The organism is Saccharopolyspora antibiotica (assembly GCF_047200635.1).
Taxonomy (GTDB): Bacteria; Actinomycetota; Actinomycetes; order Mycobacteriales; family Pseudonocardiaceae; genus Saccharopolyspora_C.
Genome location: NZ_JBJZOI010000003.1, coordinates 39,212 through 57,894, shown reverse-complemented (window position 1 = coordinate 57,894; position 18,683 = coordinate 39,212). Strand labels below are relative to the sequence as shown.

At 74.3% G+C, this 18,683-nt stretch carries 14 protein-coding genes; 8 read left to right on the top strand and 6 right to left on the bottom strand.

Going from position 1 to position 18,683, the window contains the following annotated elements; genetic code table 11:
• The first annotated feature begins 57 nt into the window (after nucleotides 1-57).
• On the top strand, nucleotides 58-1,161 hold the full coding sequence (locus ACL03H_RS02525) for a phosphopantetheine-binding protein (RefSeq protein ID WP_412809395.1): 1,104 nt from the start codon (nucleotides 58-60) through the stop codon (nucleotides 1,159-1,161).
• Nucleotides 1,162-1,264: 103 nt separating this feature from the next.
• Here the strand turns inward: ACL03H_RS02525 and msrA are convergent, their stop codons facing one another.
• Together msrA and ACL03H_RS02515 are read right to left on the bottom strand one after the other, a co-directional pair.
• Nucleotides 1,265-1,924 carry a peptide-methionine (S)-S-oxide reductase MsrA gene (msrA, locus tag ACL03H_RS02520; RefSeq protein WP_412809394.1) on the bottom strand — a complete coding sequence of 220 codons (660 nt, stop codon included), beginning with the start codon at nucleotides 1,922-1,924 and terminating at the stop codon, nucleotides 1,265-1,267.
• Between the two features lie 21 nt (nucleotides 1,925-1,945).
• Nucleotides 1,946-3,640, bottom strand: a complete 1,695-nt coding sequence (locus tag ACL03H_RS02515; protein WP_412809393.1) for an acyltransferase family protein — start codon at nucleotides 3,638-3,640, stop codon at nucleotides 1,946-1,948.
• A gap of 224 nt (nucleotides 3,641-3,864) precedes the next feature.
• Here ACL03H_RS02515 and ACL03H_RS02510 point away from each other — a divergent pair, with 224 nt between their 5' ends.
• The gene (locus ACL03H_RS02510) at nucleotides 3,865-5,109 is read left to right on the top strand and encodes a flagellar basal body-associated FliL family protein (protein ID WP_412809392.1); all 1,245 of its coding nucleotides are present in this window, start codon (nucleotides 3,865-3,867) and stop codon (nucleotides 5,107-5,109) included.
• 285 nt (nucleotides 5,110-5,394) lie between these two features.
• Here ACL03H_RS02510 and ACL03H_RS02505 read toward each other — a convergent pair whose 3' ends face one another.
• Nucleotides 5,395-8,640: a glycosyltransferase gene (locus ACL03H_RS02505; RefSeq protein ID WP_412809391.1), complete on the bottom strand. Its 3,246-nt coding sequence runs from the start codon at nucleotides 8,638-8,640 to the stop codon at nucleotides 5,395-5,397.
• Nucleotides 8,641-8,857: 217 nt separating this feature from the next.
• Here ACL03H_RS02505 and ACL03H_RS02500 point away from each other — a divergent pair, with 217 nt between their 5' ends.
• The 3 genes from ACL03H_RS02500 to ACL03H_RS02490 are packed head-to-tail and all read left to right on the top strand — an operon-like array spanning nucleotide 8,858 to nucleotide 11,170.
• Nucleotides 8,858-9,079: a hypothetical protein gene (locus ACL03H_RS02500; RefSeq protein ID WP_412809390.1), complete on the top strand. Its 222-nt coding sequence runs from the start codon at nucleotides 8,858-8,860 to the stop codon at nucleotides 9,077-9,079.
• Nucleotides 9,069-10,511 (top strand): sensor histidine kinase, encoded by a 1,443-nt coding sequence (locus tag ACL03H_RS02495; RefSeq protein ID WP_412809389.1) that lies wholly within the window; start codon nucleotides 9,069-9,071, stop codon nucleotides 10,509-10,511. The genes ACL03H_RS02500 and ACL03H_RS02495 overlap by 11 nt, the downstream gene beginning before the upstream one ends.
• A complete protein-coding gene (locus ACL03H_RS02490) occupies nucleotides 10,508-11,170 on the top strand; it encodes a response regulator transcription factor (RefSeq protein ID WP_412809388.1) in 663 nt (220 codons plus the stop codon). The genes ACL03H_RS02495 and ACL03H_RS02490 overlap by 4 nt, the downstream gene beginning before the upstream one ends.
• Here the strand turns inward: ACL03H_RS02490 and ACL03H_RS02485 are convergent.
• On the bottom strand, nucleotides 11,167-12,132 hold the full coding sequence (locus ACL03H_RS02485) for an SDR family oxidoreductase (protein ID WP_412809387.1): 966 nt from the start codon (nucleotides 12,130-12,132) through the stop codon (nucleotides 11,167-11,169). The two genes, ACL03H_RS02490 and ACL03H_RS02485, sit on opposite strands and share 4 nt — an antisense overlap.
• Before the next feature lie 152 nt (nucleotides 12,133-12,284).
• Here ACL03H_RS02485 and ACL03H_RS02480 point away from each other — a divergent pair, with 152 nt between their 5' ends.
• Entirely contained in the window at nucleotides 12,285-13,154 is an 870-nt protein-coding gene (locus tag ACL03H_RS02480; RefSeq protein WP_412809386.1) for a helix-turn-helix transcriptional regulator, read from the top strand.
• Nucleotides 13,155-13,615: 461 nt separating this feature from the next.
• On the opposite strand, the gene ACL03H_RS02475 is transcribed toward ACL03H_RS02480, so the two are convergent.
• A complete protein-coding gene (locus ACL03H_RS02475) occupies nucleotides 13,616-14,926 on the bottom strand; it encodes a UDP-glucose dehydrogenase family protein (RefSeq protein ID WP_412809385.1) in 1,311 nt (436 codons plus the stop codon).
• A 244-nt stretch (nucleotides 14,927-15,170) separates the two neighbouring features.
• On the opposite strand from ACL03H_RS02475, the gene ACL03H_RS02470 reads away from it, so the two are divergent.
• Nucleotides 15,171-15,929 carry an SDR family NAD(P)-dependent oxidoreductase gene (locus ACL03H_RS02470; protein WP_412809384.1) on the top strand — a complete coding sequence of 253 codons (759 nt, stop codon included), beginning with the start codon at nucleotides 15,171-15,173 and terminating at the stop codon, nucleotides 15,927-15,929.
• A 182-nt stretch (nucleotides 15,930-16,111) separates the two neighbouring features.
• Here ACL03H_RS02470 and ACL03H_RS02465 read toward each other — a convergent pair whose 3' ends face one another.
• Nucleotides 16,112-17,749, bottom strand: coding sequence for a TM0106 family RecB-like putative nuclease (locus ACL03H_RS02465; RefSeq protein WP_412809383.1), 1,638 nt, complete (start codon nucleotides 17,747-17,749; stop codon nucleotides 16,112-16,114).
• A 185-nt stretch (nucleotides 17,750-17,934) separates the two neighbouring features.
• Here ACL03H_RS02465 and ACL03H_RS02460 point away from each other — a divergent pair, with 185 nt between their 5' ends.
• Nucleotides 17,935-18,663, top strand: a complete 729-nt coding sequence (locus ACL03H_RS02460) for a DUF6474 family protein (protein WP_412809382.1) — start codon at nucleotides 17,935-17,937, stop codon at nucleotides 18,661-18,663.
• Nucleotides 18,664-18,683: the final 20 nt, after the last annotated feature.

Below are 18,683 nucleotides of genomic sequence, written 5' to 3'. Positions count from 1 at the left end.
CCTGAGTGACTCTTGCCGTATTGAGAACGATTGTCAATGTCGTCTAGCGTGACGACCATGACTTCTCCCCCAAGCACTGACCACGCGGCCGAGATCACCGAGGTCTGGGCCGAACTGCTCGATCTGCCGACCACCCGGATCCCGGCCGACGCGGGATTCCTCAACCTCGGCGGTGACTCGGTGCTGGCGGTGCGCATGTCGGCGATGATCCGGCGCAAGCTCGGGGTCTCCCTGGGCCTCGCCGAGGTGCGCGTGGACACCACGATCGACGAGATCGCCGCGCTCGTGGCGGAACGCGCGGCCGACGCGGCCGGTGGGCCGCTGCCCGAGATCACCCGACGGCGCGCCGACCCGCACGCCCCGTTCTCCCTGCTCCCGCTGCAGCAGGGCTACTTCGTCGGGCAGCAGGACGGCTGGGAGCTCTCCTACGCCTCGGCGCACTACTACGTCGACTACCCGCTCGACGACCTGGACGGCGACGAGGCCGCGGAAGCGCTCGCGGACGCGCTGGAGCGGCTCGCCCGGCGGCAGCCCGGTCTCCGGGCCCGGGTCGACTCCGACGGCCGCCAGCACGTGCTCCCCGTCGACGCGCCGGGCGCCCTGCCCGCGCTCGCGGTGCTGGACCTGCGCGACGCGACACCGGAGGAGATCACCGGCCAGCTCGCCGAGCTGCGGGACTGGATGAACGTCAACGGCCCCGATCCGACGTCCGGACCCGGCCTGGACGTCCGCCTCACGCTGCTGCCCGGCAACGCGGGCCTGCTGCACGGCGCGTTCAGCCTGCTGCTGTTCGACGGGTGGTCAGCCGGCGTGCTGACCCGCGAGCTGCTGGCGCTCGCGCAGGACTGGAACGCCGTGCTCGACCCGCTGGAGATCGACCTGGGCGACTACGTCGAGGCCGTCGCCGCGCTGCGCGGCAGCCGCGGGCAGCAGGCCGACCGGAACTGGTGGTGGGGGGGGGGGGGGGGGGTCCCCCCCCCCCCCCCCCCCCCCCCCCCTTTTTCCCCCCCCCCCCCCCCCCCCCCCCCCCCCCCCCCCCCCCCCCCCCCCCCTCTCCCCCCCCCCCTCCCCCCCCCCCCCCCCCCGCCGGGCCGCGGTGCGTCGCAATTCCGCAGCGCGGAAGGGCCACGCTTCCGGAAGCACTCGGAAGCACTTCCGTGAATTCTGTTGAATGAACAGAATTCTGGGAATTCCGCTCGGGAGCGCACCCGGGCGGAACACCCAGAACTCGATCTTTCCACAGGCCGCGGCGACCCGCGGCCGGTCAGTCCGCGATCAGGCCGACCGGGCAGGAAACCCCGGTGCCGCCGATGCCGCAGTAGCCGTTCGGGTTCTTCGCCTCCGAGAGGTACTGCTGGTGGTAGCCCTCGGCGTAGTAGAACTCGCCCAGCGGAGCGAGCTCGGTGGTGATCTCGCCGTGGCCCGACGCGGACAACGCGGCCTGGTACCGCTCGCGGCTCGCCTCGACCTCGGCGCGCTGCGCCTCGTCGGTCCAGTACACCGCCGAGCGGTACTGGCTGCCGACGTCGTTGCCCTGGCGCAGGCCTTGGGTGGGGTCGTGGCCCTCCCAGAAGACCTTGAGCACCCCGGTCAGGTCGAGCACCTCCGGGTCGAAGACGACGAGCACCGCCTCGGTGTGCCCGGTCCGCCCGCTGCACACCTCCTCGTAGGAGGGGTTCGGCGTGTAGCCGCCCGCGTAGCCGACGGCCGTGGTCCACACGCCCTCGGTCCGCCAGAACGTCCGCTCCGCGCCCCAGAAGCAGCCCATGCCGACCACCAGGGACGCGGTGGTCGCGGGGAACGGCGGGGCGATCGGGCGATCGCCGAAGACCGCGTGCCGTTCCGGCACGGGCATCGGTTCCGACCTGCCCGGCAGGGCCTCGTCCGGGCCGATCATGCGGGTCCTACCACCGAAGAGCGCCATGCCCCGATGTTACGCCGGGGATCAGCGGGGGTCCGCCGAGCGGGACGGCCTGCCCAGCGGGCGGGTCTCCTCGGCGGGCGCCGGGGGCTCCGGGGGCGGGGCGGCGCGCCTGCCCCGAGGCCGCCCGGGACCGGGCGGGGCTCCGAGGCCGGTCTCGGTCCTGGCCTCCGGTCCCGGCGGGTCGCCGGGCAGCGGGCCGAGGTCGCCGGAGAACCCGCGGGGCGACGAGTCCGGTCGGGGCTCCGGTGGCGGCGCGTGACCGTTGAACCGGGGGCCTCGCGCGGGCTCGTCGCGTCGCGGCGGCCGCGGCGCTTCGGGACGGCGCGGCTCCGCGCGGTGCGGCTCGAACCGCCGGGGTTCCGGTCGGGGGGACTCCGGTCGGGGGGACTCCGGGCGCGGGGGCGCCGGAGGCCGGGGCCGCTCCGCCCGGATCGGGACAGCGGGCGGGAAGTTGCGCTCGGTCTCGGCCGCCGAAGCCGGGACCGCGGGCATCGCCCGCCGCGTGGTCGCGGCGGCGTCCGCGGGCTCCCACTCGTCGGCGTCCCAGTCCGGGTCCGGCTCCTCGCCCTCCCAGTCCTGGTCCCACTCGTCCTCGGCGCCCTCGTCCCGTCCCCGGGGCCCCTCGTCGCGCTGGAGCGGGCGCGGCGGGCTGGACGGAGCCACCAGGTGCCGCAGCTTCATCGTCGGCTCCTCGATGAACACCCAGGACGCCGTGCCCAGCAGGTAGGCGATCGGCGCCGCGCACAGCAGCATCACGTACTGGTTCGCGATCCCCGCCATCGCCAGCAGCTGCTGGACCGGGAACCCCCACACGTAGACGCCGTAGCTGCCGTTCACCCACAGCCCGGGGACCGTCAGCCGGGCGGGCCAGAAGTGCCCGGCCACCACCACCGCGTAGCTGGCGACGAAGACCATCAGGAAGGACGCCGCGATGCTGTTCGGCATCGCCACCAGCACCACCGCGCCGGCGACGGCCGCCGTCACCGACAGCGGGATGCGGTACAGGTTCAGCACCACGCCGAACGCGAACGCCACCAGGAACGCCACCAGCGACTCCACCGGCACGCTCAGCAGCGACCCCGCGGACTCCGCTCCCGGCAGCTGCTCCAGGTGGCGGTCCCACACCACGAGGACCACCAGCGCCGCCACCGACAGCCAGCGCCACCGCTGCTTCGCGGCCCCGAGCAGCAGCAGGACGTAGAGGCCCGCGTAGGCCAGCAGCTCCATCGGCAGCGTCCACAGCGAACCGTTCACCGCGTCCGGCCACGGGTTGCCGCTGAACACGCCCGGCAACTCGTGCTGCAGGCCCAGCAACCCGGCGTTGTTGATGACGTAGCCCCAGGTCTCCCGCGCGGCGAAGTACTCGCCGGCGGGCAGCGCCGTCACCAGCGGACCGATGACCAGCGCCATGCCCAGGGTCACGGTGAGCATCGGCGGCCACAGCCGCAGCACCCGCTTCACCGCGAAGCGCGCCGGGTGCGGGTCTCGCAGCCAGCTCTCGGTGATCTGGAAGCCGCTCATCGCGAAGAAGCCCATGAGCACGCCCTCGTCGGGCTGCAAGGCCCAGTGGGGCGGGAAGAGCTCACCGGTGCCCACCAGCGGCGAGCTGTGGCCGTAGATGACCAGCAGCGCGCCGAACATGCGGATCCAGGCGAAGCCGTGCGCGGGATCGGCGAACCGCTCGGGATGGGCGTGGTCGACACGCAGCGTGCCCATCCGCTTCACCCCCACGACGTGCCGTCGACCCCACCCTCAACGGCGAGTAGCGTATCCGGTGCCACCGTGATCTCGGCGCGCGTTTCGGCGACCGGGGCGGCGCGCACCGCCGCTCACCGGCTCGATCGTTATCCGGCCGGTGCATCGCGCGCGCACCCGCAGGTGCAAAATGACGGTCGATCGCACATCGGCAGCGACTCGTGAAACCCGGAAAGGGCGCATCGGTGACCTGGCAAGACGAGCTGCACAACCTCGATGCCGAACTCGCGGCGGGCAGGATCTCAGCGGAGGAGTACCGCTCCCGGCGGGACGCCTTGATCGGTCGGTCGCAGGGCGGGCAGTCCGGCCCGGCCTCCGGCGACTTCCCGCAGCAGCAGCCCGGCACGCCGTCCGGCGGCTTCCCCCAGCAGGGGTCCCCGCACGGGGGGCAGCAGGCCCCGCACTCGAACCCGTTCCCGCCCGCCTTCAACTGGGGCGCGGCCGCCGCGCAGGGCGCGCAGCAGCACCAGCAGCCGCAGCCGCAGCCCTCGACAGAGTCCACGCAGGTCGTGCCGAACCCGCTCACCCAGCAGCAGCAGCCGACCCCGCAGCAGCAGGCCGAGAGCACCCAGGTGGTCAACGTCGGGCAGCAGCAGTGGAACCAGCCGCCGCAGCAGCAGTGGAACCAGTCCCCGCCGCAGGGGTGGAACACCGGTGACGGCCCCTCCGCCTCCCCGTGGGGCGACCCGGACACGCCGTCGGTGCCCGAGCACGGCGACACCAGCTGGATGCGGCAGGGCCCGGAGGTCTTCGAGGTCGGCGAGGGATCCTCGAAGGGCAAGACCATCGCCGCGATCTCGCTCGGCGCGGTGCTGCTCGTCGGCGTGATCGTCGCCGGGATCGTCTACTTCACCTCCGGCGGGGACGACGAAGCCGCGCCGCAGCAGCCCACCGAGCAGCAGGCCCCGCCGGTGCCCACCAGCGAACCGCTGCCCGAGCCGCCCGCGGCGAAGCCCGCCCCGGCCGCCACGCCCGAGGTCCTGGTCGCCCCGCCGCCCGGCACTCCGCACCCGTACAACGGCCCGCTGGACCGCTCGGCGCTGGAGAACAGCCCGAAGTCCGGGGTGCTGCGCGAGCCGGTGCGCGACGCCGCGCTGCGAGGAGGGCTCGTCGACGGCTTCTTCAGCCGCAGCGACGGCCCGGCCACCTCGGTGCTCATCGCGGTCCGGATGCCGGACCCGGCCGGCGCGCAGGCGGTGGCGAAGGCCTACCTGGACGACCAGGAGGGCCTCGCCGCGGACGAGGACCTCTCGTACCGAGGCGTCGAAGTGATGACGACCGGCAGCGGGGTGTTCCGCACCGCCTACGTGGCGCACGGCTGGGCGGTCATCGTGGACGTGAGCGCGCCGGACAAGGCTGCCGCGCAGACCGCGTTCCAGCAGCTGCTGGACCAGCAGCTCGCCCAGACCCCGCCGACCATCCGCGACTGAACCTCTCCCGGCAACGACGAAGGCCCGCTCACCTCGAGGTGAGCGGGCCTTCGTCGCGTCGACCACCCGCGCGCCTCCGCCGACGCCCCCTCCCGAGATTTCGCGAGAAATCGGGCTCACCCGGCCGGACCGGGGCGAGATTTCGCGAGAAATCGCGGGCGCACCGCACGGAGGTGGGCGATTTCGCGGGAAGTTGCGGGGGGGCGCAGCGGTGGCAGCGAGATTTCGCGAGAAATCGCGGGTCCCCGCGGGGTGGGCGTCGCGGGGGCGCCCACCCCGGGCCCGTCAGGCGAGCGCGAGCAGCGAGCGGAGGGCGGCGCTGGAGACGTCGGGGCCGAACTGGGCGGCGATACCCGCCTTGCCCGCCGCCGAGAGGCTCGACCAGGTGTCGTCCTCGGTGAGCAGCCGCACCACGGCCGCCGCGAGCCCGGTGGCGTCGTCGGCGACGAGCACGTCCCGCCCGGCCTCGAGGTGCATCCCCTCCATCGCGAGCCCGGTGCCCACCACCGGCACGCCGAGCCCGAGGCTCTCGCCGACCTTGCCCTTCACCCCGGCCCCGAACCGCAGCGGCGCGAGCGTGACCCGGCTGCTCGCGTAGAGCGCGTCGAGGTCGGGCACCCAGCCGTGCACCCGCACGCCCTCCCCGGCCAGCGCCAGCACCTCCTCGGTCGGGTTCGACCCGACGACGTGCAGCACCGCCTCCGGGCAGCGCTCCCGCACCAGCGGCATGATCTCCCGCACCGCCCACAGCGCGGCGTCCCGGTTCGGCGGGTGGTCGAAGCTGCCGACGAAGAGCACGTCGGCGCGCCCGGCCGGTTCGGCGGTGCCGGGCCGCACGTCGTGCACGTTGGACAGCACGCGGACGTCGGCCTCCGGCACCAGCTCGCCGAGCAGCTCCTGCTCGGCCTCCGAGACGACCAGGGTGACGTCGCAGGACCGCACGAGGCCGAGCTCCATCTGCCGGGAGGCGAAGGCCTTGCGGCTCAGCGACCGCTCCGCCTCCGGTTCGCCCTGCTCGCCGACGAGCGCGGCCTGCCGCTGGAGCCGCAGGAAGTGCACGTCCACCGTGTCGTAGGCGATCACGGCCTGCGGCGCGCAGGTGCGCAGCTCCTCGACGAGGCTCCAGGCGACCTGCGGCCGGGACAGCACGGCGAGCGAGATCTCGGTGCCCGCCTCGGCGAGGAACGCCTGCTGGAGCTGCGGTTCCGGCAGCACGGTCACCCCGGCCTGCTGGAGTTCGGTGGTGTAGGGCTCCAGCCGGGCGTGGTTGCCGGGGAAGAACACCACGCGCGCGCCGAGCTCGACGAACTGCTCCAGCACGCGCCGGATCCGCACCGAGCCGGAGTCGAAGTCGGGCCGGGGGACCTGGTGGTCCTTGACCAGCACGATCGGGCCGTGGTGCCCGCGCTGGCCGCGCTGGCGGGCCAGCCAGAGGTTGCGCGGGGAGGCCTCGGGCAGGTGGTCGGCGAGGGCGTCGCGCCACTTGTCCACGAACACCTGGCGGTTGAGCTCCTGGTGCCGCTTGACGCCGGTGGACAGGTCGGTGCCGTTGGAAACGCCCTCGTGGTGCACGACGACGGCCTTCGGCTGCACCACGGTGCGGTACCCGGCGGCGCGGACCGCGAAGGCCAGGTCGGTGTCCTCGTAGTAGGCGGGCGCGAAGCGGGTGTCGAAGCCGCCGACCTGGCGGAACACCTCGGCGCGCACCAGGATCGCGGCCCCGGAGCAGTAGTCGACGTCGCGCAGCACGGTGTGCTCGGCGGCGTTCGGTTCCCCGTCGCGGCCCAGGTTCCAGCCGGTGCCGTCGGCCCAGACGATGCCGCCGCACTCCTGCAGCCGGCCGTCGGGGTAGACGAGCTTCGCGCCGACCAGCCCGATCCTCGGATCGGAGTCCATCGTGGACATGAGCACGTCCAGCCAGGACTCGGTGACCTCGGCGTCGTTGTTGAGGAAGAACAGGTGCCGCCCGCGCGCGTGCTCGGCGCCGAGGTTGCAGGCGCCGATGAAGCCGAGGTTGCGCTCGGCGCGCACCAGCCGGACTCCTTCGCAGGCCGCGAGTCGCACCGCGCTGTCGTCCGGGGAGGCGTCGTCGACGACGATCACCTCGAACGGCACGGACACCAGGTGCCCGGCGAGGAATCGCAGGCACTGCCGGGTGTAGGGCCACTTGCCGTGCACCGGCACGATGACGCTGACGACGGGGTCGGCGCTGCGCGGCACCGCCAGCGGTCCGGTCTCCTGGGGCGCCTCGGCCGCCACCGCGCCGGGCTGCCTGCCGAGGGCGAGCTCGTAGACGTCGCGGCGGGCGGTGCCGCGCGGCGCGACCCGCTCGACGACGGTGCGGTACTTGCGGACGGCGCGCTGCACCAGGGCCGAGTTCTGCGCGGCGAGCTCGGCGTTGCGCTCGGCCAGCTCGCCGGAGCGCTGCTCGGCCTCGGCGGTCCGCTGCTCCAGGCGCCCGACCGAGTCGCGGAGCCAGTCGATGCGCGCGGCGTCCCGCTCGGCGGCCAGCCGCGCTTCGTCCACTTCGGACCCGAGCTCGGCGAGCGCGTCCCGCAGCCGCTCCGCTTCGCGCGCGTGCTCGTCCGCTCGCCGCTCCTCGGCGACGCGCAGCTCCTCCACCCGGCCCAACGCCGCCTTGAGCTCCTCGGCCTCGGCGCGGCCGCGCTGGTAGTGCTCGTGGAGCTTCGCCACGTCGGCCACGGCCTCGTCGCGCTGCTCGATGATCGGGCGGAGGTCCTGCTGCCCGGCCCAGCGCCCCAGGGTGAGCTCGTCGTCGAGCAGCACCGCGGTGGCGGGCAGCTTCGGCAGCCGCCGGTCCGAGGCGACGCCCAGCAGGTAGGTGTGCGGCAGGCCCTGGCGCACCGACCACGCACCGGACTCCTCGCGGTGCAGGGTCTGCAACCGGACGCCCTCGATCGCGGTGTCCGGGTCGCCCGGGTCGGACGGGGTGAGCACCGAACCGGCGGCCGCGTTCTGGTGGTACACCGCCACGTGCCGGAAGGCGCCCTCCAGCATCGACTCGAACTGCGGGCCGGTGAGCTCCTTGACGTGGAACGGGTTGTCGTTGCCGTGCTCGTGCTGGTAGACGTCCGTGTCCGGAGTGCTCATCAGCAGCAGCCCGCCCGGTTCGAGCCGGGAGCGGATCAGCGCGAGCACGGCGTCGTGCTCGGTGACGTGCTCGATGGCCTCGAAGCAGACGACGAGGTCGAAGGGCTTCTCGTCGGCCAGCGCCTCGGGATCGGTGATCGAGCCGACGCGGAAGGAGACGTCGCGGCCGCCGTAGGCGCGGGTCGCGTGCTCCACGGTCGCCGGGTCGATGTCGAGGCCGACGACCTCGGCGCCCTCGGCGGCCAGCAGCGCGGCGCCGTAGCCCTCGCCGCAGGCGAGGTCCAGCACCCGCTTGCCGCGGGCGAACCGGGCCGCCAGCGCGTAGCGGTGGTAGTGCTCGTAGATCACCTGCACGTCGTCGGCCCAGGGCACGCAGCGCTCCCCGGTCCAGTCGATCAGCCGGTCGCCGTCGTCATCCATCGCTGTCCTCGACCCCAGACGTGTTCCCAGTACTCGTGAGCGGCGCACGCGCGGCCGGGCGGAACCCCGGGCGCCGGTACCGCGACCACCCGCGTGCAGGCTAGCCCGTGGCGGACGCGCCGAGCCGCGGGATGCGCGCAACCCCGGCGAATCCGCATGAGAAAGTTCTCATGCCGCTTTCATCCCCGGGCCGGACGCGGCCGACAGGATGTGGTGCATGAGATCGGTGCCCAGATTACCGCTGCTCATCGCCGCGCTCCTGCTGCCCGTCGCCGCGGTGCTGATCGGCTACGCCGCGACGAACGAACCCCGGAACCCGGAGGTGCCGGTGGAGGTGCACGTCGGCGACATGCCGGGCCCCGGTCCGATCCTGCGCACCTCGCCGCCCGCCGAGCTGCCGCCGCCCGAACCCGAGGACGCGACCGGCGATGCGGGCTGAGTCGCCGCACCGCGGGACCCGCGTCCCGGCCCGCGCGCAGATCATGGGGTGGCTGCTGCTGGTCCTGGTCGTGGCGCTGGCCGGGATCGTGCTGCTGGTGTGGCGGTTCCTGCACGACGACGCGATGAACAAGGTCACGGCCTCGCTGGAGCAGGAGGGCCGCGAGTTCGTCAACTTCGCCCACGTGGGCCGGGATCCCGCGACCGGCAAGCTGATCGTCGAACCGGGCGCGCTGTTCGACACCTACCTGAGCCAGCAGTACCCGGACGCCTGGGAGGCCATGATCGGCGCCTGGGAAACGCCGGCCGGGTTGAAGTGGCACCTGCAGGCGCAGGACGACGGCGCCCGCGAAGCGGTGCACACCCCGGGACTGCTGACCGCGATCGCCGCCGACCCGCAGCGGTACGGCACGGCGGAGACCAGCGCGGGCCCGCTGCGCTGGGTGAAGGTGCAGGCGCACACCGCCGACGGCGCGCGCGCCTGGTTCATCACCGGCCACTTCACCGCCGCCGACGTCGCCGAGGTGCACGAGGTGGTGCGGGTGCTGGCGCTGGTCAGCGCGTGCGCGGTGCTGCTCGCGGCGGCCTCGTCCTGGGTGGTGGCGGGGGCGATCCTGGCTCCGGTGCGCACCGTGCGGCAGGCCGCCGCCGAGATCAGCGAGCACGACCTGACCCGGCGCATCCCGGTGCGCGGCCGGGACGACATCGCCGCGCTGGCCTACCAGTTCAACGCGATGCTGAACCGGCTGGAGGCGGCGTTCCGCACGCAGCGCCAGTTCGTCGACGACGCCAGCCACGAGCTGCGCACCCCGATCACCATCGTGCGCGGGAACCTGGAACTGCTCGGGGACGATCCGCGGGAGCGCGACGAGGTCGTGCGGTTGTGCACCGACGAGCTGGACCGGATGACCCGCATCGTCGAGGACCTGCTCATGCTCGCGAAGGCCGACCGGCCGGACTTCGTGCACCCGGCGGAGGTCTCGCTGGCCGAGCTGACCAGCGACATCGACGCGAAGGTGCGCTCGATCGCGGACCGGCGCTGGGTGCTGGAGAGCATCGGCGAGGGCGAGGTGGTGGTGGACGCGCAGCGGCTCACCCAGGCCGTCGTGCAGCTGGCGCAGAACGCGGTGCAGCACACCGAGGACGGCGCGGAGATCCGCATCGGCTCGGCGCTGGGCGCGGGCCGGGTGACGCTGTGGGTCACCGACCGCGGGCCCGGCGTGGATCCGGCCGAGGTGGAGCAGATCTTCGCCCGGTTCGCCCACGGCAGCGGCCCCGGGCGCGGGGGCGCCGGGCTCGGGCTGGCGATCGTCGCGGCGATCGCCGAGGCGCACCACGGGCGGGTGCGCGTGCTCTCCGAGCTCGGGGCGGGCGCCACCTTCGCGCTGGACCTGCCCGCCACCACCGCGCACACCGAGGAGGCGTCGACGTGAGCAAGATCCTGATCGTGGAGGACGAGACCCGCATCGCGGCGTTCCTGGAGAAGGGATTGCGCGCCAACGGTTTCGGCACCGCCGTGGCCGGGGACGGCGCCACCGCCCAGGAGCTGCTGCTCGGCGGCGACTACGACCTCGCCGTGCTGGACCTGGGGTTGCCCGGCAAGGACGGCTTCGCGGTGCTGCAGGCGGTGCGGGCCCAGCGGGTCGGGCTGCCGGTGATCATCCTGACCGCGCGGGACTCGGTGCACGACACCGTCGCCGGGCTGGAGGGCGGCGCCGACGACTACATGACCAAACCGTTCCGGTTCGAGGAACTGCTGGCGCGGGTCCGGCTGCGGCTGCGCTCCGCGGACCGGACACCGGAGGTCTCGGTGCTGCGGGAGGGCGACCTCTCGCTGGACCTGCGGAGCAGGCGGGCGCAGCTGCCGGGCTCGGCGGTGGACCTCACCGCCCGGGAGTTCGCCATGCTGGAGCTGTTCCTGCGCCACGCCGGGCAGGTGCTGTCCCGGGAGCAGATCCTGTCGCACGTGTGGGGCTACGACTTCGACCCCGGCTCGAACGTGGTGGACGTGTACGTGCGGGCGCTGCGCCGCAAGATCGGCAGCGAGCGCATCCGCACGGTTCGCGGCATGGGGTACCGCCTCGGCGCCTAGCTCCGCGCGGCGCGCGGCCCCGGGTCGCGCAGGGTCAGCCCGGTCAGCTGCTCGGAGAGGAGCCAGATCCGCTGAGCCGCCTCGGCTCCGGCGCGCAGCGGCGCGTAGAGCCGTTGCTCGGCGGGCGGGCCCCCGAGGTGGCCGAAGCCGCTCGGCCCGTAGCACCGGCCGCCCTCGGCCGCGGGGGACGTCGCCGCGAACAGGGCGGGCAGGCCCGCGCTCTCCGGGGTCCCGACCAGCAGGCCGCGCGCGGCAAGGAAGCCGATCACCTTCCGTCCCGGGGTCCGCTCGGTGCGGCCGAGGTGGGGCTGGGCCTCCAGCAGGTTGGTGGGGGCGATGCCGGGGTGGGACAGGGTGCTCGTGATGCCCCATCCCTCGGCCCGGCTGCGCCGGTCGAGCTCCAGGCCGAAGAGTCCCTTGGCGATCTTCGACTGCCCGTAGGCGGCCCGGGCGTCGTAGGAGTTCTCCCAGTTCGGGTCGTCCCAGTTGATCGAGCCGCGCGCCGCCGCGACGCTGAGCTGCGAGATCACCCGCGCCCGGCCCGCGCGCAGCAGCGGGAGCAGGTGGGCGACCAGGGCGAAGTGTCCGAGGTGGTTGGTGCCGAACTGGAGCTCGAAGCCATCGGCCGTGGCCCGGCGGTCCGGCGGGGTCATCACCCCGGCGTTGTTGATGAGCAGGTGGATCGGTTCGCCCTCGGCGCGCAGCTCCGCACCGAGCGCGGCCACGGACCGCAGGGAGGACAGGTCGAGCTCGCGCAGCGACACCGCGGCGCCGGGGACCTCCCGGCGGATCTCGGCGAGCGCCGCCTCCCCCTTGGCCGGGTTGCGGACGGGCAGCAGCACCTCCGCGCCCGCGGCGGCGAGCCGCCGGGCGATCCGGAGACCGACCCCGTCGCTGGCGCCGGTGACGACGGCGCGCTCGCCGGTGAGGTCGGGAAGGGTGATGTCGATCGTGCGTGCCACGGCGTCCTCCTGGTCGGGGCGTTCCCCGGTCGCGGGGTGCTGCCGTCGACGATGGCGCGCTCGCGGGGTGCCAGCCACGACTTCACGATCCGTGGCTCCGCCGCGCCACCCCGGGGTAGGAAGATGGGACATCTGCGGGAGGGCGGTGCTGGATGATCGACCGGGCGGGGCTGGCGGCGTTCCTCCGCCGTCGGCGGGAATCGCTGCAACCGGAAGACGTCGGGGTCCCGCGCGGGCAGCGGCGACGCACCGCCGGGCTGCGGCGCGAGGAGGTCGCGGCCCTGTGCCACATGTCCGCCGACTACTACGCCCGGCTGGAGCGGGAGCGGGGGCCGCAGCCCTCCGAGCAGATGCTCGCGTCGATCGCGCAGGGGCTGCACCTCTCGCTCGACGAACGCGATCACCTGTTCCGGCTGGCCGGACACCACCCGCCCGCGCGCGGGACGACCAGCGAGCACATCAGCCCCGGGATGCTGCGCGTGCTCGACCGGCTCGCCGACACCCCGGCGGAGATCGTCACCGAGCTCGGCGAGACGCTGCGGCAGAGCCCGCTGGGCGTGGCCCTGACCGGGGATGCGACCGGGTACACCGGTCCGGCGCGCAGCCGCGGCTACCGGTGGTTCACCGATCCGGCCGCGCGGCGGTCGCATCCGCCCGAGGAGCACGAGTTCCTGTCCCGGATGTACGCCTCGGGGCTGCGCGAGCTGGTCGCGCTGCGCGGGCCCGGTTCGCGGGCGGCGCACCTCGCGGAGCTGCTGCTGGAGCGGTGCGCGGAGTTCCGTCGGCTGTGGGATCGGCACGAGATCGGTGTCCGCCCGCACGACGTCAAGCGCCTGGTCCACCCGGAACTGGGCCTGCTGGAGCTGAACTGCCAGACGCTGCTCGATCCGCGGCAGTCGCACTCCCTGTTCGTCTACACCGCCGTCCCCGGCAGCGAGAGCTACGAGAAGCTCCAGCTGCTCGCGGTCCTCGGTGCCCAAGGGCTCGCCGGGGCTCCGCGAGGCACCGGCCCGGAGGCGTGAGTCCGTCGGCGGGTGGTCGCGCCAGTCCCGGATGCGGTGGTCCGCCGTCACCCCGGGTCGCGGACGCGACCGGCCGACGCGCCCGGCTCACCGGCGCGGGACGGAAGTTGTGCACACCTGTGGACAACTCCGTCCACACCTGTGCACAACTCGCCCGCGAGTGGTCGCCGCACCCTCCCCGCACCTTGACGAACGGAGTTGTCCACAGGCTGTGGAAGAACCGTTTGCGCAGGCCGCCCCGCGAGCGGTTCGGCCCGGGATCGCGTGCCACCCGGCGCGGGGAGCGCCACCCGGCGCTCACCCCGGCCGCACCCGGCCGCCCTCGGACGACCACCCCGCTCCCCCGCGGTCCACAGGCCGCGCCCGCCCGGGAGCGCGCTCCCGGCCCCGCCCGCGCCTCATCCGATCGAGCCCGCTCCCCCGCCCCGCGGTGACCGCCGGTGCGGGAAGCGTTTCCCCGTTCAGTCCACGGGCAGGCGGCCGACTCCGCGCCAGGAGATGCCGGCCCGGCGCAGCACGTCGGGGTCCAGGTGGTTGCGGGTGTCCACCACGACCGGCCCGGCCAGCAGGCCCGCCACCCGGGGCCAGTCCAGCGCCCGGAACTGCTGCCACTCGGTGAGCACCACCAGCCCGGCCGCGCCCTTCGCCGCCTCGTACGGGTCGTCCACCAGCGTCACCACGCCCCGCAGCGGCGCCTCGTCCCCGCGCAGCCCCGGATCGCAGGCCACCAGATCCGCACCCCGCGCGGCCAGCAGCTCCGCCACCGCCAGCCCCGGGGAGTCCCGCAGGTCGTCGGTGCCCGCCTTGAACGTCAGCCCCAGCAACCCGAGCCGCACGCCCTCCAGCGAGCTGCGCACCCCTGCGCCGCAGGCGTCGGCGACCTTGGCCACCATCTGCTCGCGCTGCCGCGCGTTCGAGTCGATCGCGGCGCCCAGCAGCTCGAAGTCGAAGCCCACCGACCGCGCCACCTGGAGCAGCGCCGCGGTGTCCTTCGGCAGGCAGGAACCGCCCCAGCCCGGGCCGGGCCGCAGGAACGACTGCCCGATCCGGCGGTCGTAGCCCATGCCCTCGGTGACGTCGGAGATGTTCGCCCCCAGCCGCTCGCACAGCTCGGCCACCGCGTTCACGTAGGACAGCTTCGTGGCGAGGAAGCAGTTGGCCGCGTACTTCACCATCTCCGCGCTCGGCGCGTCGGTGAGCACGGTCGGCGCGCCCAGCCGCGCGTACAGCGCCGCGACCCGCTCGGCGGCGTCCTGCGAGGTGGAGCCCACCACGATCCGGTCCGGGTTGAGGAAGTCGTGCACCGCGGAGCCCTCGCGCAGGAACTCCGGGTTCGACACCACCGGCACGTCGGCGCGCCCGACCAGCTCCGCGACCCGCGCCGAGGTGCCCACCGGCACCGTGGACTTGCACACCAGCACGCAGCCGGACGGCAGCGCGGCCGCGACCTCGGCGACCACCGACTCCACCGCGACCAGGTCGGCGGCCCCACCGGAGCCCATCGGCGTCGGCACGCACAGGAAGACCACCTCGGCGTCGGCGACCGCCCCGGCCGAACCGACCACGAACTCCAGGCGTCCCGCCGCGATGCCCTCCGCGACCAGCTCGGAGAGGCCGGCTTCGAGGATGCCCACCTCGCCCCGGGACAACCGCGCCACCTTCGCCGCGTCCACGTCGCTGCACACCACCCGGTGCCCGAGCGAGGCGAGGCAGGCGCCCGTCGTCAACCCGACGTACCCCGTCCCGACGACCACGATCCGACGAGCGAACACGGTGCACCGACCTCCGACCCAGCGCGCGGCCCCGGCAGCACCCGGGAAGCTGACCTGCTGAATCGTGGCACACCAGCACCGCCGCGAGCGGAGCTTCGGGAAGTGTTCACGCGCCGCTGCTCGATCGGTGGCGCGGCGGTGGAGCCGCGTTCAGCGGATTCCGGCCACGTGCCGATCAGCACTGCACAGCGGAGCCCGGCCCTGGTTGACTACGGGAGAACCAGATCCGCAGAGAAGGAGCCCCATGCAGATCACCGGCACCGCGGCCATCGTCACCGGAGCGGCCTCCGGGCTCGGCGCGGCCACCGCGAAGGCCCTCGTCGAGCGCGGCGCGCACGTGTTCGGCCTCGACCTGCCGGACGCGGTTCGCGACGCGCCCCCGGTCGACGGCGTGACCTACTGCGGCGCGGACGTGACCGACCAGGACCAGGTGCGCACCGCCGTCGAGCAGGCGGCGGGAGCGGGAGTCCCGCTGCGGATCGTCGTCAACTGCGCCGGCATCGGCCCGTCCGCGCGGATCAGCGGCAAGCAGGGCCCGCACGACCTCGACCTGTTCCGCAAGGTCCTGGAGATCAACCTGCTGGGCACCTTCAACGTGCTCCGGCTGGCCGCGCCCGCGATCCGGGAGACCGAGCCGGACCAGGAGGGCCAGCGCGGCGTCGTGATCAACACGGCCTCGGTCGCGGCCTTCGACGGCCAGATCGGCCAGGCCGCCTACGCCGCCTCCAAGGGCGGGGTGGCGAGCCTGACGCTGCCCGCGGCCCGCGATCTGTCCTCCGCCGGGATCCGGGTGATGACCATCGCCCCCGGCATCGTGGACACCCCGATGCTGGCGACCGTCAGCGAGGAGTACCGCGCCGGGCTCGCCGCGGGCGTGCCCTTCCCGAAGCGGCTGGGCGTGCCCGGCGACTACGCCCGCCTGGCGGTGAGCATCGTCGAGCACGACTACCTCAACGGCGAGGTCATCCGCATGGACGGCGCCCTCCGCATGGCCCCGAAGTGACCAGCGCCCTCTTCTGATCCGCTCAGCGGCGAAGCCGGCAGCTCGATCGCCCGGCACCGCGGCGGGTTCTCAGCGGCTTCCTCGCGACAGCCACCTCTCCGGGCGGGGCCCGCGTCGGAAACGGGTCCCGCGGCGAGGAGGCCGCTGAGGTACCGCCACCGGCACCTCCGCGCGGGCCGCGATCAAAGATCGTCGGTGAGGGGAATGCGCCCGGCCTCCGGGGAGTTCATCCAGCGCCTGATGGTCCAGGTGGCCCGGACGTCGTCCTCGTTGTACCGCAGCAGTCGGCGCCGCTGCGAGGGCTCCGGCCGCTGCCCGTCCAGGCCCACCGCGTCCCGGTACCAGCGCATCGAGTTCTCCCCGCTGGCCTCCGGGTCCCGCCACGCGAACCCCGCGCTGGGCGCGATCACCTTCAGCCCCTTGCCGTGCGGGCACAGGAACTGGTCGCGGACGGCGGCGAACAGGTCCACCCACTCGCCGGAGGAGATGAACGCGCGCACCTCGGACACCGGGGGGATGCCGGGCTTGCCCGCGAACCGCTCGGCCGAGGACAGCATCCAGCGGTTCTCGGCGAGCTCGTTGTAGCAGTAGGCGCGGAAGGTGAGCCCGCGCTCGCGGGTCCGGCGGCGGATCTCGGTGAACCAGCACCAGAACTCGGCGAAGGAGCGCGCCTCGTCGTCGGAGGGCAGCGGGTCCCAGGTGACGAACGCCCGGTAGCCCTGCTCCTCGTCGACGTCCGCGCCGGAGAGCCAGCAGCCCCACATGTAGGCCCCGGAGTCGGCGTAGCTCTCCATGTCCACGTCGATCTCGACGTCCCCGCGCGGCACCCGCAGCTCGCGGACGCGGCGGACCAGCGGCAGGTCGCGCAGCCAGGCCTTCGCCAGCAGCACGGCCTCGGCGGTGCGCGCGGAGCTCAGGGGCGTCTCCGCGCCGCGCTCCGGAGCCAGCGCGGCCAGGTCGTCCACGGTGCGCACCCCGATCGCGCGCAGCGCCGTCGCGTCCTCACCGCGCACCACCAGGCTCACGTCGCGGGCCTCCCGCAGCTCCGCCGAGCAGGTCGGCCACCAGGGGCAGCCCTTGCACTCGGTGATCCGGGATGCCTCGGCGAGCGGCTCCGCCCCCGCCGCGGCGGCACCGGCGACGGCGACCCGGTCCGCGAACCGCGCGTCGTACTCGGCCAGCGCGGTGCGGCCGCCGGGCCAGTTCGGCGCCAGCAGGTCGTGCCAGACCACGGTCTCCGCGTCGACGCCGACCACCCCGCCGACGGGGCGGCCGGGGGCGGCCATGCCGCAGGCCGCCAGCAGCCGCACCAGGTGCGCCAGCCGAAGCTGGTCGCGGGGCTGGGCGCGGACCTTGCGGCGGGGGTCGGCCTTGGCCGAGCCGGGCAGCGGGCTCTCCAGCGGCGAGGTTCGGGCCCCGCTGCCGGGATCGGTGGTCTTGTGCCGCACCACGAGCACCGGGGTGTAGCCGGTCTCCTCGCGCACCAGCAGGTCGATGCCGCCGACGCGCCCGGCCTCGGGGTCGGCGGGGAGCTGCGCGCCGGAGATGAACCGCACGCCCTCCCGCATCGCCTCCAGGGTGGCCTGCTCGCGGCGGCGCCGGGTCGCGTCCCGGGGGATGCGCGTCCAGGACTCGCCCAGCAGCTCCTCGAACCGGTCGGCCACGGCGTGCCGGTGGTCGGCGGCGTCGGCGATGCGCTGCTCGATGCCCGGGTCCAGCGGCGCCTTCGGCAGCTCGCCGGCCCCCGGATCGTGTTCGAGGTGCACCCTCCTGCGGCAGCGCGTCACCACACCCGCGTCCAGCAGCACCTCGTTCTCCACGCCCCGCAGCGTAAGCCGTCCCCCTGACGATCGCGCCCATCACCCCGGTGACGGAGCAGAGCGGACGGTGACCCCGCTAGCACTTCCGGTCGACCGGCACCCGCTGGCGGAACTCCTTACAGTGATCCGGGGTGAACGCCCCGGACGCGGATCGCCGGGGCCGCAGGCAACCGCAGGAGGCGGCGATGACGCGACGCAGCGGCCGACCGGCCACCGCAGCGCAGACCGGCGAGGTCCGGGAGGGCGAGCCGCTCGGCATCCGCCGACACGACGAGGACGTGCGCGCGGCGGCCAAGCAGATCAAGAAGGCGGCGAAGCTGGAGGCGAAGGCCGCCCACGAGCAGACCAGGATCGCCCGGGAGCGCACCAAGGCCGTCAAGCGGGAGAGCAAGGCCGACACCGAGAAGGTCAAGCAGGAGGCCAAGGCCGCCGAGCGGGCCGCCAAGCGGGAGGCGAAGGAGCGGGCGAAGGGCGAGCACGGCCGGTTCACCCCAGGTGGGGCCCGCAAGGTCGTCGGCATCGCCGGAATCCTCGGCCCGGCGCTGGCCCCCTACGTCTGGCAGGCCTTCACCGCCGCCCGGGAGGGCCGCGACCGGGTCCGCGCCCGCAGGCTCGGGGTGGCGGTGGACGACCTGGGCCGCTTCACCGGCCGGGGCGCCGCGCTGCACGCGCGCATCGCGGGCGACGCCGAGGCGCTGCGGGAGCTGCGCACCCGCACGTCGGGGCGCGGCGCGGTCGAGGTCTCGGTGCTGGAGAAGTTCGCCGAGCAGTCCGAGCAGCGGCTCGCCCAGCTCGGCAGCGTGGTCCGCGCCGCCGAGCGGATGCCCACCCCGCGCCGCCGAGCCGCCCACCGCTCCGTGGCCGGCGAGCTCGACCGCATCGAGGAGGACCTGCTGCGGCGCATCACCGACTGACCTCGGACAGCGCAACGGGC

Excerpts from the sequence above, each read along its gene's own strand:
- ACL03H_RS02525 (WP_412809395.1), top strand. The coding sequence starts at position 58 with ATGACTTCTCCCCCAAGCACTGACCACGCGGCCGAGATCACCGAGGTC.
- msrA (WP_412809394.1), bottom strand. The coding sequence starts at position 1,924 with ATGGCGCTCTTCGGTGGTAGGACCCGCATGATCGGCCCGGACGAGGCC.
- ACL03H_RS02515 (WP_412809393.1), bottom strand. The coding sequence starts at position 3,640 with ATGGGCACGCTGCGTGTCGACCACGCCCATCCCGAGCGGTTCGCCGAT.
- ACL03H_RS02505 (WP_412809391.1), bottom strand. The coding sequence starts at position 8,640 with ATGGATGACGACGGCGACCGGCTGATCGACTGGACCGGGGAGCGCTGC.
- ACL03H_RS02500 (WP_412809390.1), top strand. The coding sequence starts at position 8,858 with ATGAGATCGGTGCCCAGATTACCGCTGCTCATCGCCGCGCTCCTGCTG.
- ACL03H_RS02495 (WP_412809389.1), top strand. The coding sequence starts at position 9,069 with ATGCGGGCTGAGTCGCCGCACCGCGGGACCCGCGTCCCGGCCCGCGCG.
- ACL03H_RS02480 (WP_412809386.1), top strand. The coding sequence starts at position 12,285 with ATGATCGACCGGGCGGGGCTGGCGGCGTTCCTCCGCCGTCGGCGGGAA.
- ACL03H_RS02470 (WP_412809384.1), top strand. The coding sequence starts at position 15,171 with ATGCAGATCACCGGCACCGCGGCCATCGTCACCGGAGCGGCCTCCGGG.
- ACL03H_RS02460 (WP_412809382.1), top strand. The coding sequence starts at position 17,935 with ATGACGCGACGCAGCGGCCGACCGGCCACCGCAGCGCAGACCGGCGAG.